Here is a 17,088-nt window from a genome sequence, read left to right as displayed (position 1 = left end):
AGGGGCCGGACGTGACGGCATAGATCGGCGTGCCCGGCGTACCCTTCCCGGGGATGAAGGTAAGCGAACCCCCGGCGGCATGTGCCGCGGCCGGCACGAGGAGGGGAACGGCACAGAGCAGCGCGATGGCGGCCAGCGACCGGAACGCAACCCCGGCACGGCTGGTCGCCTCCGTCCCATCGGAGTCCGGGGCGGAGCCGGGCACGGGTCCACGGGCGCCGTCGTCCCACCCCGTGGGACCAGCACCCTGCCGGCGGCGGCGCCAGTACCAGACACCCCCACCGACCAGGGAGAGCAGGACGACGAGACCCGGCCACGACAGGGCCCAGAACCGCTCGCTCGCACTGGCCTGCTCCAGCGCCGGGTCGACGTTGCCCGACACGGACCTCGGGTCGACCGTCACCCGAGCCGTGTTGAGAAACGTGGGGATGACGCGATCGACGCGCTGGGTGAACGTGAACACGTTGCCGGGTAACAGCTCCGGCACGTCCGGCGTCCGCGCCGCCGACGAGCCGCCGAGGATGCCGGTCACCCGGATCGTCTGGGTGCCTACGAGCCTTACGTTCCCCGTATTCCGGATCGTGTAGGTGACGTCGGCCCTGCCGCGGCCGATCGGGACCGATCCCTGGTGGAAGTTCGCGACGCGACGGTCGATATCGATCTTCGGATGCAGCTTGCCGGCGATCCGCACGTAGAGCCGGGTGCCGGTCCGGTCGTCGCGGTTCACGACGTTGCCTTTGGCGTCGCGGGTCCGCGTCCGCAACGAAGCGACGATCGCGGCCGCGTGGTCCCCCGGCTCCGCGTTGCGTGGGATGTTCAGCTCGATCGGCGTGATCAGCGCGGAGCGCGCGGGCACGGTAGCGGACGTGCGCCGGAGCTTGACCCAGGAGCCGAGATCCTTCGACTTCTCGTTCTGCCGGAGCACGTCGTAGCCGCCAGCGGGGGTGTTGAAGGCGTCCGCCGCGAACACCGAGAGCGTCACCGGCCGGTCGCCGATGTTGAGGATCGCGACGTGGTCGATGAGCCGCTGGCCCGGCTTCACGTTCTGGTACGTGAGGTTCGGCCGCGGGTCGGGCTTCTTGGGCCCTGACGGCTGGACGCCGAAGCTGCGGCTCGCGTCGTCGCCGGACAGCCCCTGGGTGAGCTGCGTCGCCGCTGGCCCGGTCACGACAGAGCCCTGTACGGCGCCGGCGGGTGCCGAGGCGGCCGGTGCGGCCGGTGCGGCATGCGCCCGAGCCGCGCCGCCCGCCCCGACGGTAGCCACGGCCGCCACCAGGAGGGCCACGGCCGGCCTCACGACGATCGGGATCCGGTGCGTGCGTTCGTCGGTCATGCGAGGTGCCTTCCGTAGGGCTCCGAACGTGAGCAGCGCGGCCCCGCGCGCCCTCACGACAGTCGGCAGCCGGTGCCTGCCCTCGCCGGTCATCCGGGGACCCTCCGTCCTGCGGCTCGGGTGGTGGATGCGGTGGACCCGCCGGCCGGCCGCGAACGGCCGGCCGGCGGACCCTTCAGGGACGGCTCAGATCGCCGTCAGTGTGAGGGTGGAGTTGTAGACGCCGGCCTTGGTGGTGGTCGGCGCGACGAGCGAGAGCGCGGCGGTGAGTTGTGCCGTGCCCACGCTGGAACCAGCCGGCGACGAGGCCAGCAGCTTCGCGGTCTTCAGGCCGTCGGTGGTCGTGGCGCCCGGTGCCAGCGGCGGCGACGGGACCGCGACAGCCGACCCCGCAGCCACGGTCTGACCCGTGCCGGTCGAGACGACCCGCGGCGCCCAGCCGAGGTTGCCACTGTTGATCTGGTCACTACCGGTGCCGCCGGTGAAGTTCGTGGCCGCACCGTTGACGTTCCAGCCCACCGAACCTGCACGCGTGTCCGTGACGGTCACGGTGTTGAGGTCGACCGGAGCGGCCGTCTCGAACCGGGTGTTGTCCGAGCTGAGTCGCAGCGTGCCCAGGTCAACCGTGCCCCCGGCGGTGATCGTCAGCGCACCAGCCGGGATGGCGGTCGTGATGTTCTCCGACGCGGTGACACCGGCGAACGCCGTCACCGTGATGGAGTGTGCCGACGACGTCGACCCGAGGAACTGGGCCGAGTTCGACGGCGTGAACTCCGCGGTGTACGAGTGCGCACCCGCCGTCAGGCCGGTGAGCGAGATCGACGCCGTCCCGGTGCCACTGACGGTGGCGGTGCCCACCGTCGTGGTGCCCTCCCGGAAGGTGACCGAGCCGGCGGGTGTGCCGGAGGTGGCCGTGACCGTTGCGGTCAGCGACACGACGTCCGCCGTCGTCGGGCTGGACGGGCTGGACGACAGCGCCGTCGTCGTCGCCTGCGCCGGAGCGTTGACGGTGAACGACACCGGTGGCGACGTCGACCCCTGGATCGAGGACGGGCTCGAGGGGATGAACTCCGCCGTCAGCGACTGGCTCCCCGCCGGCAGGGCCGTCGTCGTCAACGACGCCGACCCACCGCTCACCGCGACCGGCGAACCGAGCGCGGTCGTGCCGGTACGGAACTGCACCGTGCCCGCCACCGTCGCCGACGACGTGACCGAAGCGTTGAGCGTGACGGAGTCACCCAGCGACGCGCTGCCGCTGGGAGAGGTGGTGAGCGCCGTCGTCGACGACGGCGCGGCCGCGACCTCCCACGTGTAGTTCGTCCCGCTGATCGTGAACGCACCGTTGAACTGGGCAGTGGCCGGGCTTCCGAAAGCGTCCGGCAGGCAGAGGATCGACACCTCGTAGCGGCCGTCCACCACCGAACGCCCCGTCTGGGCGATCAGCCCGGAGTAGTTGTTGTCGAGGTTCATGCCCGTCGTCGTCAGCTCGCCGATCTGCGTGCTGTTCGTACTGATGACGACGTTGAGCTGGGCGTCGCCGATGTCCGTGGCGTCGGTGTAGTCACCGTCGAGGTTGGCGTCGAAGTACAGGAAGCCGTTCACGACGGTGGTGTCACCCGGGCAGGCGGCGGAGCTGACGACCTTGCCGGGAGTGGTGACCAGGCCCGTCGCCGGGTTGCCGGTCAACGTGCCCGCGAGCGGGCCCTGTGGCGTCGGCGCGGCAAGTGCCGCACCGGCACCGACCACGCTCAGCGCAGCGACGACGGAGCTCGCGAGCCCGAGTGCCGCGGCACGGACAATGGTTCGATTCATGATGTGGAGTCCCTTCCGGGGGTCAGTTGAGGGTCGGGGTCCCGCAGTCCGGGGCAGAGGCGAAGCCGTAGAGCTGGACGACGCTGGTGTTGCAGATCTCCGAGCCCGCGCCGTTCGCGAAAGCGGCCAGGAAGCGCGCCTTGTCGGTCCCGCTGGTGCTGCCGAACCCGTCGGTGCCGGCCGGCGGGGTGTAGGCGGCGTCGTACAGGGCCCGCGGCGCGAACCCGTAGACGGTGCGCGTGAGGTTGCCCGTAGTGCCCGAGAACCCGGCCGCACCGCTACCACCGTTGAGCGCGTAGGGGTGCCGGACGTTGGTGTTGGTCACGGTGTTGCTCGTGCTGGTGAAGTCGACCGACACGAGCACGCTGCTCGCTCGCAGGTCGCTGACGATGCCGGAGCCCTGGACGATGTACTGACCGACCGAGTAGGGCACCAGGTGCTTCGGGTCGCTCAGTGCCGTACCGGCGTGCTCCTGCACCGGGGCACCGGACGCACCCCCGATCCGGTCACCGGGGTTCCCGTTACCCGCCCCCGTACCGGTCCCGAGCGGGTTGGCCGCACCGCCGGTCACGCAGCTACCCCACGTCTGGACGCCTGCGGGAGCCGTGGCGACGGCGCCGCCCGTTCCGCTGAAGTCGTAGTCCGTGATGCCGAGGGTGGACGCCCAGAAGGCCCGCGTGCCCGAGTTGGCCTGCGGGATCAACGGGATGATGTTGAAGCAGGCGGCCGAGCCGGCGACACCGTTGCGGGTGTAGAGATCCTTCAGGAGCGTGAAGGTGACCCGCTTGGGCACGGTGCCGCTCTTGAGCGTCGCCGGAGCCAGAGCGTCCAGGCCCATCGGAATGCGGGCCAGGGTCCCGGCCGGGACGGCGTTCGTCCCCGACGGGAAGCCACTGCTGGACGAGCGCGCAAAGCCCACGCACTCCTTGATGTTGGCGGACCCGCCGAAGGCGGCGCCCCGCATCGCGGCCGACAGCGCGTTCTTACCGGCCGTGGAACCGTTCGGGCGGGTGAACGTGCAGTCGGCACCGGCGGCCCGGGCCCCGGCGGGGAAGTTGGCGGTCGTGGTGACGGTGGTGGAGCCGGTCGCGTTGTAGTTCGCCAGGTCGCCGCTCAGGGAGCCGAGAGCCGATAGGCCACCGGTCAGCTCGTCGGTGGTGTCCGATCCGGTCGCCGCGACCGCGGTGGCCGAGGTCGTGTTCGTGTCGGCGGCGTGCGCCGTCCCGGCCATGCCGAGAGCGAGCAGGCCGCAGACGGCCACCACCCCGACGCCGGTCCTCGTTGATCTCACGTTCGATGTCCTCTCGCTCGGGAGCGGGAGCCGCAGGCCGCGAAGCTTCGCGCGTGCAGTGCTACCGTCCTGGTGCTGTTCTGATGAGGTGCGTTGGTGCCGTGGGGCTTCGTCATGCGGTAGTGCCTTTCGGTGGTGCCTGTGGAGCAGCAGGCACGGCGCCTCCGTCCCGAGGCGCCGTGCCCCTCGACGAACCGGCCGTGAACGGCCGGAACGCCGGGGATCCGGTGCGGGAGACCGGCGTCGCCGGCCGCCCATGATCTGGATTGCACGAGCAGCCTCGTGCCGGTCGGCAACGTGCGATCAACGTCCTCGCAACGTGCCGGTCAACGACGCACAGCGATCTCCCAGCAAATGCGCACTCGTCCCTCATCGGTCGAGCCTCTGGGCGATCCGAGGGATGAGTGGCGCGACGATCGCGCCCGAGAGGCCGAGGGTGAGCACGATGAGGAAGGCGTACCGCCCGATCGCGCCGATGAGTGTGTCGGCCGGTGTGCGCGACAGGGCCGGTTTCGTCGCCACAGGCGTCGGCGCGGCGGCGGCCGGTGGCGCACTCGTCGCCGCACTCGTCGCCGGAGGCGGCGCCGGTCCGGTAGGCGTCACCCCGCTCGATCCCTCGCCGGCGATCCCGCCTCCGCCCCCCGAGCCGCCGCGGCCCGGCGGCTCACCCGATCCGCCGCCCCTTGCCGGCGGCTTCGGCGTGACCGCGGGCTTCGGACCGACCCGGGCCTCGATGTCCTTGGCGGCCTGGAGCGCCTGGGTGCGCAGGCCCTGCGGCAACGGTGCGTATCCCTCGGGCAGCGTCCCGACGGCCGTGCCGGGCGTCTGGCCCGTTCCCACCGCATATCGCACGAACCGCGCGTAGTCGCGTGCGGCGTCGGCGGCGAGCTGGTTCGGAGCCGACACCGCATAGGTGAGCATCGTCAGCGGATAGGCCGCCCTGTTCCTCGACTCGGGGTCCGCAACCTTCACCCCGGCGACAGGGGTCGACTGCATCGCAGCGACGCCGGCGAGCAGGCTTTGCGTCGTTGGCGCGACGAACTGGCCGGCCGCGTTCCGCAGCTTCACGGTCGTGAGCTGGTACCGCGCGGCCGTTGCCGTGTCGGACACACCGAGGATCCGCCGTGCCCCCGACGCCTGTCGCGGGACTCGCCGGTAGACGGGGTCCGTCGGCAGCGGCGTCCCGACGTATATGGCCCACTCCAGCGCAAGGGTGTCGCCGCGGGACGTGTTGCGGGCCACCTCACGGAAGTCGGCGACGGCCGGATGCAGATCGAACACGCACAGCGGTGGCCGCCTGAACTGGCTCGAGTCGTGACGGCAGTATGGATCGATCTTCGGCAGCGTCTCCTGCGGAATGGTCAGCCCTTGGTAGAAGGGATTGACGCGCATTCCGTCCGGATCGGGCACCCCGGCGACGAAGTCGCGGGCTTCGTCGTCGGTGGCGATCCAGCGCCACAGCATGCGATTCGTGTACGTCACGCCGGTGGGCACCGTGATCTGGATGGTCGACGTCGTCAGGTCCTTGAACTCGGGGTTGAGGCGCAGGAACTCGGGATCGGTGTCGATGTTCATCGGGTTCTTCGACATGTAGCCGGGCACGGGAGCCGTGTCCACGCCTGCTTGATACGACTGCGTGAGCAGCTTGGCGACCAAGCGCGGCGTGAGCTTGATGTCGGTGATGCGCTCGCCCCGGCGCGCCTGGACGGCCCCGGCCGCCTCCGTCTTGGGTGTCCGTTCCACAAGGGCCGCGATCGATACCCCGGACAGCGCGATGGGTGCGTAGACGAGGGTGCGATCTCTCGGAACGCCTGCGGGATCCACGGGCGAGTTGAGGAAGCTGAGGCCGCGGGTCGCCGAGCCGCTTCCGGTGAGCGGTGCCTCGGCGACGGCGTCGGCGAGCTTGGCGTACCCGTAGACCGCGCCGCCGTTGGCGCACAAGGCGGGCTGCCACCGCAGCACCACCTCGGCCGAGCTCTCGACGCCGCCGACGAGCCGCTGCTTTGCCGAGATCGGGCATGGCCGCCCGATCGGCTGGAACTGGAGCGGGAACTCGATCCGGTTCTTCCAGTTGCTGCCGGACAGGGGTGACGACAACAGGCGGCGGCCGGGCAGGTCGGTCCACGCCCGCCCGTCCACCTCGGTCGTTCCGCGCGGAACGATGACGAGCCAGCATCGACGCGGCGCGCCCGCGCCCGCGCCGGTGCCGCCGGCGACGATGTCGGCGCAGCCCATGGACGCGGACTCCCGGAACGTCTGCGTCTCGAAGGTCTCGAAACCCTTGCCGTCCCCTCGTGTCACGGCGTAGGGAATCTCGTTGGTATCGAACTCGCCGAAGAAGGGGTTGACCGCCAGCCCGTCGTGCCGGAACTTCTCCCCGTCGACCGTCAGGTACGGGACGGCGAACCGCGTGGTGTCCCCCTGGTCGCCCTGGTACAGGTAGTCACGGTCGGCGGCGGTGACGCCGACGTCCGCGGGGTCGATCGGCCGGTCGGGGGCGGCCGGCGAACTCGGCGGGAAGATCCGGCGCGTGGCGGCGTAGGTGTTGCCCGTCTCCTGCGCGGAACGGATTCCACCGAACGTGCACGTCGTCCGGTCCGGGGACGTGACGCCCCAGCACTGCATGACCTGCAGGTAGTTGGCGACGATGTCACTGCCTTCGCGGATGCTCGCATGCTGCCCGGGGCTGCTGCCGCCCCAGGCCCACGTGAGGGCGATGCTCTGGTTGACGAGGTCCTTCGTCTGCCCGACCGTGATCTGGAGATCCTTGAACGCGCCGGCTCCGCGCTTGGTCGCGGCGCTGCCCGTGACGGCCGACGGGAGCCCGTTCTCGGCGGCGATGGAGCGGGCTGCGGACAGCGCCTCCTGGTCCTCGGCGCCCGACGGTGACCGCGGGGCGGCCCCGGCGACGAACCCCACCAGCAGCACCGCGACCAGCAGCACCGCATATCCCCTGCGGCGTCGCCGTGCGGGCCCGCTCCGGCCGCCGGATGTCTTCCGTCCGGATGCCAGGGGATCCGGCGGAGACGAGAGGAGGTCCTGCAGCGCCGTCACCGCGGAGCGCTCCGGCCCATCGAACGGGCGATCAGCGGCGGGCCGACCAGGACTCCGAGCAGGAGGACGACGGCCAGGGCCATCAGGGCGAGACGCTGTGGGCCGCCCAGGTAGTCGGACGCGAGCGAGACCGGCAGCCCGGACACATCTCCGGCACCCGTCCCGGCGCCGGCGGCGCTGATGACCTCGCCGGTGTCGGGGTCGACGACGGCGCCATTCGTGGCGCCGGGTCCCGCGACACCGCCCGTCCCGGCTCCACCGGAACCGGCACCGGCACCACCGCCTGCAGCGCCCGTCCCGGCCCCTCCAGCGCCGCCACCGGTCCCACCCCCACCGCCCGCGCCACCGCCGGATCCGCCACCGGATCCGCCACCGGATCCGCTGCCACCGAACCCGGTGGAGTCGGAGCACTGGTTCGCGCCCTTCCTGTCGCATGCTGGTGGCTGCGGTGCGGTCTTGGCGAGCTTGTTGCTGCCGTCCGGCGAGAAGGTCGGGTTGTTGCAGCCCTTGATGTCCTTGTTCTGGACGTCGACGCCGGGGATCCGCCTCACCTGCTGCAGCCCGGCCTGCACGAGATTGATGGGCAGCGGGGAGTACCCGAGATCGGGTGCCTGCTGCTGGCCCTCGCACAGGAAGTAGTAGGCGAAGTCGCCCAGTGTCAGGCCCTTCTTCGCCGTCATCGGAGCTGCCAGATCCGTCGGGACGATCATGTAGCTGTAGCTGGACAGGGGGTAGGTCCTGGCGTCGGCGTTGTCGTAGACGCCGTCCAGGATCTGCGTGAGGTAGTCCTGCGAGCCCTTGTTGTTGTTGATTTGAGCCTTCAGCAGCGCCACCGCGACCGCGGGCGCCGTCGGCAGGGTGTAGTAGCCGGCCCTGTTCAGGAGCTTGACCACCGGGAACTTGGCGTTCTGCGCGTACGAGTACTCGACGTAGGTGATGGCACCCTCGCTCGTCGAGGAGGCGACATACCCCGCCACGCCGACAGAGCCGTTCTGCGCGGTGAAGCCGCTGCCGCTGACGACCGGGTAGAACGACGTGACGCCGCACGGCGTGGCACGCCCTGCCTGCTTGCAGTAGGCATCCCACAGCGCCGGGTATCTCTTGCTCATCCAGGTGGTCAGCTGTGCCGTCGTGCCGGAGCCGTCCGAGCGGACCACGGGGATGATCTTTCGCGCGGGCAGGGACAACCCCGGGTTGTCCGCCTTGATGGCCGGATCGGACCATTGCTTGATCTTTCCGGTGAAGATCTTGACGATGGTGTCGCCGGACAGGCGAAGGTTCGTCACCCGCCGATTCCCGATCTTCAGGTTGTACATGAACGACGTTCCGCCCGCGACGATCGGCATGTAGGCGAACCCTCGAGATGGCCTCGGGTCGGCGACACCGCGATCCTTTACTCCGTAGGGGATCTCGGAAACGGCGAAGTCGACGGTGCCGTTGTAGAAGAGCTGCCGGCCCTGGGTCGATCCGTTGGCCTGGAACTGGATCGTCATGCCGAACTGGCTGACGTTGGATGCCCACTGCTGCATGGCGTTCGACGACCAGGTGGAGCCGGCGCCACTGATCGGCGTATAGCTGGCGGCAGCCGCCGGTGCGGCTGCGAGCAACAAGGCCAGAACGGTGATTGCGAGGGCCGCCACGACGTGACGCGGGCGGGTGGACTGTCGGCGGTACACGTGCGCTCCCTCGTGGGTCGGACGATCGCGGGCAGCGGGACGTACAGCGGGACGTACAGCGGGACGGGCAGTGGGACGTGCAGTGGCTGTCATTCGTCGGATGGCTTGCTGGATACGGTCATGGCTCGGTCCCGGCCTCGCGCGGAGAGTCGTTTCGCGTCAGCCAGCGAGAGCCGATCGCGGCGGCGCTGCTGCCGGGGAGTCAGGACGCCGGGGCCGCGACCGCCGAGAGTTCGGGCGCTCGCGAAGAGCACGACGACGAGGATCAGCAGGATCGATCCGGCACCGAAGGACCGGGAGATCATCGCGTCGGAGGGGAACCGTCGCAGCTCGTACGCGAGCAGCGGCAGCGAGACCATCGGCCCCTCGAGCGGGTTCAGGTTCAGGCTGTTGCCGTAGCCGGCGGTGACCAGTACAGGGGAGGTCTCGCCGATGCCGCGGGCGGTGCCGAGGATCACGGCGGTGGCCAGGCCCGATCGTGCCGTCGGAAGGGTGACGAACCAGACCGTGCGCCACCGGCTGGCGCCGAGCGCCAAGGACGCTTCCGTCAGTGATCCCGGCACGAGACGAAGGACCACGTCGGCCGCCCGGATGACGATCGGCAGCATCATGACGCTGATCGCGAAGGCCGCCCCGAGCCCGGAGCGGGGGAAGCCGAGCACGAGGATGAGGGTGCTGTAGATGAAGAGGCCGGCGACGATCGACGGGAGCGCCGTCATCGCCTCGACCACCGTCCGAACGAGTTTGGCGTACGCCCCCGGGAATTCACTGAGGAACACGGCGCACGTGAGGCCCAGCGGGACGGTGACGACCAGAGCGATGCTGATCTCGATCAGCGTCCCCGCCAATCCGTGCAACACCCCGCCGCTGCTCAGCGGCTGCAGCGGACCGGTGACCGACAGGTCCTTCGTGTAGAGGTTCAGGTGTCCCAGGGCCGGGACCCCTCGCACCACGACGTAGGTGACGACGAAGAACAGACCCAGCAGCAGGATGGCGGCCAGACTCACGATCACTGCGGCGGCGATCCGGTCGAGCACCGCCTGACCGCTCTCATCGAACGAGACCAGCAGGGCGTAGGTCCCGAGGAAGAGGACGTACCAGACCGCAAACCAGCCGAGCGCGCCGGAGAAGGGGGCGAGCTGCGTGAAGAGCAACCACGTGGTTCCGCCTGCGGACAGCGCCGCACCACCCAGCGCCAGGGCGTCGCTGCCGCGCCAGGTGGACAGCACCCGACGCTGCTCCGGCGCGTCCGAGTCGCCCCGGGGAGGTGTCGTCGCCATGCCCGGCCGAACCGGCGGGGCGGCGTCCTGAACGACCACCTAGGCCTCGCTCCCCGCGCCGGACCGGCTGCGAGCGACGATGATCGACGCGGCGAAGTTGACCGCCATCGTCATCAGGAACAGTGCCAGCCCGGCGGCGAACAGTGCCGAGAGGCTGAACCTGTCGGCGTCGCCGTAGCGGAGGGCGATGAGCGACGAGACCGAGTTCGCACCCTTCTCCAGTACGTTCCACTGGATCTCGAAGACCGGTGAAATGATCATCGCGACGGTGATGGTCTCGCCCAGGGCGCGGCCGAGACCGAGCATCGTGCCTCCGATGACCGCACCACGGCCGTACGGCAGGACGACGGCGCGGATCATCCCCCACCTCGTGGCGCCCAGCGCGTACGCGCCCTCGCGCTCTCCCTGCGGCGCCTGGTCGAACGCCTCGCGCATCACCGAGCTCGCGATCGGCGTCACCATCATCGCGACGACGACGGCCGCGATGAACGTCGACGACTTGAAGTCGGTCGGGGTGCCGAGCGGGTCCCGGGGATCGCGCCCGGGGATGCTGAACAGGGGGATCCAGCCGAGGTACGTCGAGAGCCACTGGGCCAGCCCGATCGCATACTCCTGGAAGAAGAAGGCACCGAACAGCCCGTACACGACGCTGGGGACGGCGGCCATCAGATCGACCAGGCTGACCAGCGTGCGACGGATCCGCGCCGGCGCGTACTGGGAGATGTACAGGGCGGTGGCCACGGAGAAGAAGACGGCGATCGTGATCGCCATCAGGCCGATGGCAATGGTTCCGAAGAGGACTGCCGCGACGCCGAAGCGACCGGAGGACGGCTCCCATTCCTTCGTGGTGAGGAAGCCGAAGCCGGCGTCCTTGAGTGCGGGAATGGCCTGCAGGGCGAGGAACACTCCGACGACGCCCATGATGACGAGCACCGTCGTGCCGCTGCCCCGAGCCACCAGGCCGAAGATGCGGTCGGCCAGGTCCATCGTGACGCGTATGTCGCGCGGCGCGTCCTCGACGGGGTCTATCTCGTGAGCCGTGTCGGCGAGCGCGGCGGGCCCGGAACTCATCACGTCGCCTCCGCCGCGGGCCATCCGCGGGGCATCCACGGCAGGTCCCGCGGGCGGGGGGCACGGCTGCGCCGGTCCGCACGCAGGTTGATCTCTCGAACGACGGGCAGCTCGGCGAGGAGGAGCTCAGTGAGGAACTGGCCGAGGTTGTACCGGCACTCCCGCTGCCGCAGGTAGCTGCGGGCGGAGACGGCGAAGGTCACCCCGTCGTACTGGAGTTGCCAGAACCACGTCGCGCCGGAAACAGCCACGGCTGTCCGGGGTGAGTCCCGGTCGCGAACGCGCACGAGGTCCGCTCGGCAGGTGAGCTGGTCCGGGTAGGTCTTGGCCCCCCTGCCGAGCTCGTAGTTGTTGCCGCTCAGAAGTCGCCAACTCGTCCATCGCCCGTCCGCCGGGGTGTCGAGAAGGTGCAGTGACTCGTTTCCCGGCCAGAGAGGCTTTGAGATGCCTTGGACGGTGGTGCCGTTGACGAACAAGAACCTGGACCGGGGCATGCCAAAGCTCCTCACGGCTCATCGGACGGGACGCTCCTCGTCACGACGAAATCCCCGAGAGGTGGGCGCCCCGAACGGCCGCCCCCCGGCGCCCTTGATCTTGAAGAGGTTCAGCTAATGCGTCAGCAAAGCCGTATTAACGGCGGACATGATCAGCGTTAACGAAATGCTCGCTCCCTATCGATTTCGCACTCATCCTCCGTTTCGGGCGAGCTTCACACCTACACCCCATTCGACACCTTCACCCAGATCCGCCGCAGTGTTCACCGGCACGAGCGGGACCGTGAACACCGTCGCACGCTCGGTGGCAGGAAGATCGTCAAACGTGACCAGGTCAGTGCGGGGGCGCGTGCCCCTCAGGCCATCCTGGGAGGGGCCGCAAGATGCTTCGAACGGCTCGCATCACACTCGCAGCCTCACTGCTGCTGGGCTTGCTCGGCGGCAACGCTGCCGGACCTGCGGCGGCCGAGACCGTCGAGCCGTTGCGCTCGGGATTCCCCTGGGCCAGCGGGGTCTACATCCCGGGGGACGACGCCGCCGCGCACGAGGCCTTCGGGACGTGGCGGAGCGTACCGACCGACGTCGTGGTGACCTGGCCGGCGCGTCGGACGTGGTCCGACGTCGTCAGCCCTCAATGGCTGTTGGCACGCTGGCGCGGCAGCAGCCAGATCGTGTCCTTCGGGGTGCCGCCGATTCCGGAGGGCGAGGGCGCCACGATGGCGGCGTGCGCCGCTGGCGCGTATGACGACAGGTGGCACGCGTTCGGAACGACGATGCAGGCGAGCGGCATGGCCCACCGATCGATCGTCCGACTCGGCTGGGAGTTCAACGGCAATTGGTACTTGTGGGCCGCGCGCAACCCGGCCGAGTTCGCCGCATGCTGGCGGCGTGTCTACACAGCGGTGGAGGCGGAGGCGCCCGCATTGCGCTGGGACTGGAACGTCAATCGCGGGCCCTCGCAACTCGGCATCGATCCCGTCGCCGCCTACCCGGGCGACTCATTCGTCGACATCGTCGGCGTCGATTCCTACGACGGATGGCCCGCGGCCACGTCTGCGGCGGCCTGGCAGGAGCACTACGCCGGCCCGTACGGCCTGAAGTTCTGGACCGACTTCGCCCGCGCTCACGGGAAGCAGCTCTCAGTGCCGGAATGGGGCGTGTACCCCGGATCCGCATGGGCAGGGCACAACGGCGGCGACAACCCGTACTACATCAGCCAGATGTTCGGCTTCTTCCGCCAGAACGCAGACATCCTCGCCTACGAGTCGTACTTCAACGAGCCGGCGTCGTACTACGCGGGCGCACTGTCCCTCAACCCGCGCGCCGCCGCTGAGTACCTGCGCCAGATCCTCTTGACCCGCACCTGGTCACCGCCTCCCGGTTCGCCGGTTCCGACACCCACATCGCCTCCCGAACCCACACCCGTTCCCACTCCGACCGCCACTCCGACCGCGGCACCGACTCCGACATCCGCGCCGACCCCCTCTCCAACGGGGACGCCGGCACCCCCACCGACCGCGGCACCGACGTCGGCACCCATCCCGACTCGAACGCCTACGGCGACCCGGATTCCCACTGAGGCGCCTACCTCGACGACAGGCCCACCGCCGAATCCGCCGACCTCGCCCAACCCCTCCCCCGCACCGACACCCGATCCGACCCGCACCTGCGCTCCGCCCGATGACACGTGGTTCGATGACCTGACCGACGAATTCTGGCCTCTCTGGAGGTGGCTGCAGTGCTGGTTCTGGTGGATCCACTCCTGCCTGCCCACGACCCGGTGAGGCGTGGGGCCCCTGTTGCCTCGGTGATCGCGAACCGGGTGCGCGACACGTTGCACAGCGACGTCGCCCTGCCGGAGCGGACCGTGCCGCTGAGGTCGAGCATCGGCGTCGCGGTCTCGGAGCCGTGAGTGGGAACGGTTCAGTGTCCACCCGCGCTCTGCGTTTCGTCGCCGACGCGCTGACGGCGCACCGTCGCCGGACGGGAACCCGGTGGCGGCTGCTGTCGGCGGGCCGGCAAGCATTGATGGTGCTGGCGTACCTGCGCAAGGGTGAGACCTACCGCGATCTCGCGGTCGGGTTCGGTGTCGGCACGACGACCGCCTACCGGTATCTGCGCGAAGCCTTGAGCGTGCTGGCCGCGCTGGCGCCGTCCCTGGACCAGGCGATGCAGACCGCTGCCGCCAAGGCGTACGTGATCCTGGACGGCACCTTGGTGCGGATCGACCGGGTCGCGATGGCCAGCCGACATGATCGGGCCTACTACTCCGGCAAGCACAAGTCGCACGGCGTGAACGTGCAGGTCATCGCCGATCCAGCCGGCAGGTTGATCTGGGCTTCACCCGCTCTGCCCGGTGCCCGGCACGACGCCGGCGCCGCCGGCGAACACGCCATCCCACAGGCGCTGGCAACGGCCAGCGTTACGGCATTCGCTGACACCGCCTATCACGGCCTCGGCCCCAACGTGCGGGTTCCGCACCGACGCAGCCGCTACGACCGCGGCACAAGCAAGTTCGTCCGCCGCGAACTGTCGGCCGGTCAAAAGACCGTCAACCGTGCCCACTCCGCGCTACGCGCTCCCGGCGAACGCGCCAACGCCGAACTGAAGAACTGGCGCATCCTGCGCAAGATCCGCTCCAGCCCCGCCCACGCCAGCCTGCTCATCGACGCCATCCAGACCCTGATCATCGCCGAAGCCATGTGACTCACGAGGTTGGAAACCCTCACTCCGGCGGCGAGGGCGTCGGGGATGGCGTGCTCGCGGGCGGCGCCAGGCGTCATGCTCTGGCCGAGGCTGGGCGACGTGGAAGGCGTCACCGAGGACTGGAGCCCCACCTGGTCTCGTCCGGCGCTGGAGGCCGGGAGGGCCCGGCTGGTCCGACTGGGACAAGGAGTGACTCAAGCGCGCGGACCAGAGGTTCGGCCGTCACGTCTGGATCGATCATCCTCCGCACGGCGAGACCGGTGCCGAGAGTGAGCAGTGCCGTGACCTGCGTCGCCCGTTTCTCGTCATCCACGTCCGCCGCCTGCCAATGCCGAGTGACTGCGCCGGCCAGATCCTCGACGAGCCGGCAGTGCCGTGCGGCAAGCTCAATGCCGAGCTCGGGCTCGTCCTTGATCTGGAGCGCCAACTCCATCTCGAGCCGAAACCACGCGCCGTCGTCCAAGATGTGCTGCGCCCAGGCGCCGATCGCCGTGACCAGAGCCTCTGCTGCCGGCGGGCCGTGGCGACTGGCCAGCTCCACGGCGCGTGCCAGTCCCTTCACCTCACGTGCCCGGACGCGGTCCAGCACGGCCAGGCCGAGCTGCGGCTTACCGCTGAAGTTCGAATAGACCGCGCCGGTTGAGTTGCCCGCCCGCGCGGCGATCTCGGACAGCCGCACGTTGACATAGCCGTGCGCGAGAAACATGTCCTCAGCGGTGCGGATGAGCCGCTCCCGGGTACGAGCCTGACTCTCTGCTCGGGGCTTCACATAACTAGGTTATCTGACTTACGGTCAAGCATGCGATCTCCAGAATTCGCCAAGCGACTCACCGTCCACGCGCTCCAGGGCTGGTCCCGAACCGGAATGGCCGAGCTGGCGGAGGTGGTGCGGGGGCAGATGGTCGTGGTGACCGGCGCGTCATTCGGGATCGGTGAGGCGACCGCTCGCCGGCTCGGCGAGGCCGGGGCACGCGTCGTGCTCGTCGCGCGCACCGAGGAACGGCTCCGCACGGTGGCCGACGCGATCCGCGCGGCGGGTGGCGATGCGCACGTGCTGCCCGCCGATCTCTCGGACCTCGACGCGGTGGGTGAGCTGGCAGAGCAGATCACCGCAGAGCACGGCGCGGTCGATGTGCTGGTGAACAACGCGGGTCACTCGATCCGGCGCTCGATAGCCTCGTCGCTGGACCGTTTCCACGACTTCGAGCGCACGGCGCGGCTCAACTACCTCTCGCCCGTGCGCTTGACTCTCGGGCTGCTACCGCCGATGCGCGAGAGCGGCCGCGGGCATGTCGTGAACGTGCTCACCGTGGCCGGCCGCACGCCTCCACAGCCCTTCTTCGCGGCCTACCAGGCATCAAAAGCTGCGCTCGACGTCTGGTCGCGGAGCGCCCGATCGGAGCTGGCGCACGACGGGGTGCGCATCTCGCTCGTCCACATGGGCCTGGTGCACACCCGGATGAGCGCCCCGACGCCGCAGTACCGCGAGGCACCGGCACTAACCGCCGATCAGGCCGCCGCCATCGTCTGCGACGCCGTCACTCGGCGACCATACGACATCGGACCACCTTGGTTGCGGCCTGTGCAGCTCGCGGCTGTGATGTGGCCCCACAGCACCGAGCGGCAGATGCGGCGGATGGCCCACCGCCACGAGGAGTCATCGGCGGCCCGGACTCATCTGTCCATCTAGCTGAGAGCCGAGTGGGCGAGGCACCAGGTGTGGTGTGGCGGGGCCTGGGACCTGGCGAAGCCCCTGGTAGGACGGCGATTGTCGAAGATCATCGTCCGGACCAGGAGCCTCGTGTGCTTGTCTACCCGCTGCCATGAACGTGTCCACCCGTGCCCTGCGTTTCGTCGGCGACGCGCCGCGAGGGCACCAGCGCCGGACCGGCACCCGTTTGGTGTCGCTCGGCCCTGTCATCCGATCTCCACACCGCCGCACCCGCTACGACCGCGGCACCGGCGAGTTCGGCCGCCGCGAGCTGTCCACCGGCCAGCAGGCCGTGAACCGCGCGCACTCCGCGCTACGCGCACCCGGCGAACGCACCAACACCGAGCTCAAGAACTGCCGCGTCCTGCGGAAGATCCGCTCCAGCCCGCGCCCACGCCAGCCACCTCGTCAACGCCGTCCAGGTCCTCATCACCGCCGAAGCCATGTGACTCACGAGGTTGGAAAGGGCTCAGTGTCAGCGCACTCCATTCCTGCTGTCCTTCGACGTCGTCGGGCACGCCTGGGTCTTCGATCAAAACGGTCGCCTGATACAGGGTCATCGAAGTTGGTCGGGGTTGAGGCGTCCGCGGGCTCGGCGGGTGGTTGCGGCGCGTGTTCGTAGTCGTTGGTTGGCGGGGTTGCGGTAGCCGTAGGCGTTCC

Annotated in this window: 13 protein-coding genes; 3 read left to right on the top strand and 10 right to left on the bottom strand. The window is 69.6% G+C overall.

The window, feature by feature from the left end:
- From AC08OU_RS12485 to AC08OU_RS12450, 8 genes are all read right to left on the bottom strand, one after another.
- The coding region (locus tag AC08OU_RS12485; RefSeq protein ID WP_476604937.1) for a COG1470 family protein at positions 1–1,333 on the bottom strand (1,333 nt) is incomplete at its 3' end.
- A gap of 186 nt (positions 1,334–1,519) precedes the next feature.
- Complete coding sequence (locus AC08OU_RS12480) at positions 1,520–3,145, bottom strand: Ig-like domain repeat protein (RefSeq protein WP_476604936.1); 1,626 nt, start codon at positions 3,143–3,145, stop codon at positions 1,520–1,522.
- 22 nt (positions 3,146–3,167) lie between these two features.
- Positions 3,168–4,436: a hypothetical protein gene (locus AC08OU_RS12475; protein ID WP_476604935.1), complete on the bottom strand. Its 1,269-nt coding sequence runs from the start codon at positions 4,434–4,436 to the stop codon at positions 3,168–3,170.
- Positions 4,437–4,805: 369 nt separating this feature from the next.
- A complete protein-coding gene (locus tag AC08OU_RS12470; protein ID WP_476604934.1) occupies positions 4,806–7,379 on the bottom strand; it encodes a hypothetical protein in 2,574 nt (857 codons plus the stop codon).
- A 107-nt stretch (positions 7,380–7,486) separates the two neighbouring features.
- Positions 7,487–9,166, bottom strand: a complete 1,680-nt coding sequence (pstS, locus tag AC08OU_RS12465; protein WP_476604933.1) for a phosphate ABC transporter substrate-binding protein PstS — start codon at positions 9,164–9,166, stop codon at positions 7,487–7,489.
- Positions 9,167–9,255: 89 nt separating this feature from the next.
- Positions 9,256–10,485 (bottom strand): phosphate ABC transporter permease PstA, encoded by a 1,230-nt coding sequence (pstA, locus tag AC08OU_RS12460; RefSeq protein WP_476604932.1) that lies wholly within the window; start codon positions 10,483–10,485, stop codon positions 9,256–9,258.
- Entirely contained in the window at positions 10,486–11,517 is a 1,032-nt protein-coding gene (gene pstC / locus AC08OU_RS12455; RefSeq protein WP_476604931.1) for a phosphate ABC transporter permease subunit PstC, read from the bottom strand.
- Positions 11,517–12,011 carry a hypothetical protein gene (locus tag AC08OU_RS12450; RefSeq protein WP_476604930.1) on the bottom strand — a complete coding sequence of 165 codons (495 nt, stop codon included), beginning with the start codon at positions 12,009–12,011 and terminating at the stop codon, positions 11,517–11,519. Before AC08OU_RS12450 ends, pstC begins: the two co-directional genes overlap by 1 nt.
- 383 nt (positions 12,012–12,394) lie before the next feature.
- Between AC08OU_RS12450 and AC08OU_RS12445 the strand changes: the two genes are divergently transcribed.
- Both AC08OU_RS12445 and AC08OU_RS12440 read left to right on the top strand, forming a co-directional pair.
- A complete protein-coding gene (locus AC08OU_RS12445; RefSeq protein WP_476604929.1) occupies positions 12,395–13,795 on the top strand; it encodes a glycoside hydrolase family 26 protein in 1,401 nt (466 codons plus the stop codon).
- Between the two features lie 124 nt (positions 13,796–13,919).
- Positions 13,920–14,717, top strand: a complete 798-nt coding sequence (locus tag AC08OU_RS12440; RefSeq protein ID WP_476604928.1) for a transposase family protein — start codon at positions 13,920–13,922, stop codon at positions 14,715–14,717.
- Between the two features lie 109 nt (positions 14,718–14,826).
- Here AC08OU_RS12440 and AC08OU_RS12435 read toward each other — a convergent pair whose 3' ends face one another.
- Positions 14,827–15,486 (bottom strand): TetR/AcrR family transcriptional regulator, encoded by a 660-nt coding sequence (locus AC08OU_RS12435; protein ID WP_476604927.1) that lies wholly within the window; start codon positions 15,484–15,486, stop codon positions 14,827–14,829.
- A 30-nt stretch (positions 15,487–15,516) separates the two neighbouring features.
- Here AC08OU_RS12435 and AC08OU_RS12430 point away from each other — a divergent pair, with 30 nt between their 5' ends.
- A complete protein-coding gene (locus tag AC08OU_RS12430) occupies positions 15,517–16,407 on the top strand; it encodes an SDR family NAD(P)-dependent oxidoreductase (RefSeq protein ID WP_476604926.1) in 891 nt (296 codons plus the stop codon).
- A 368-nt stretch (positions 16,408–16,775) separates the two neighbouring features.
- Here AC08OU_RS12430 and AC08OU_RS12425 read toward each other — a convergent pair whose 3' ends face one another.
- Entirely contained in the window at positions 16,776–16,988 is a 213-nt protein-coding gene (locus AC08OU_RS12425) for a hypothetical protein (RefSeq protein ID WP_476604925.1), read from the bottom strand.
- Between the last annotated feature and the right edge of the window lie 100 nt (positions 16,989–17,088).

This window comes from Frankia sp. CcMO1 (assembly GCF_977945845.1).
The sequence above is the reverse complement of the archived record's forward strand: the minus strand, read 5'-3'. Positions and strand labels throughout refer to the sequence as shown.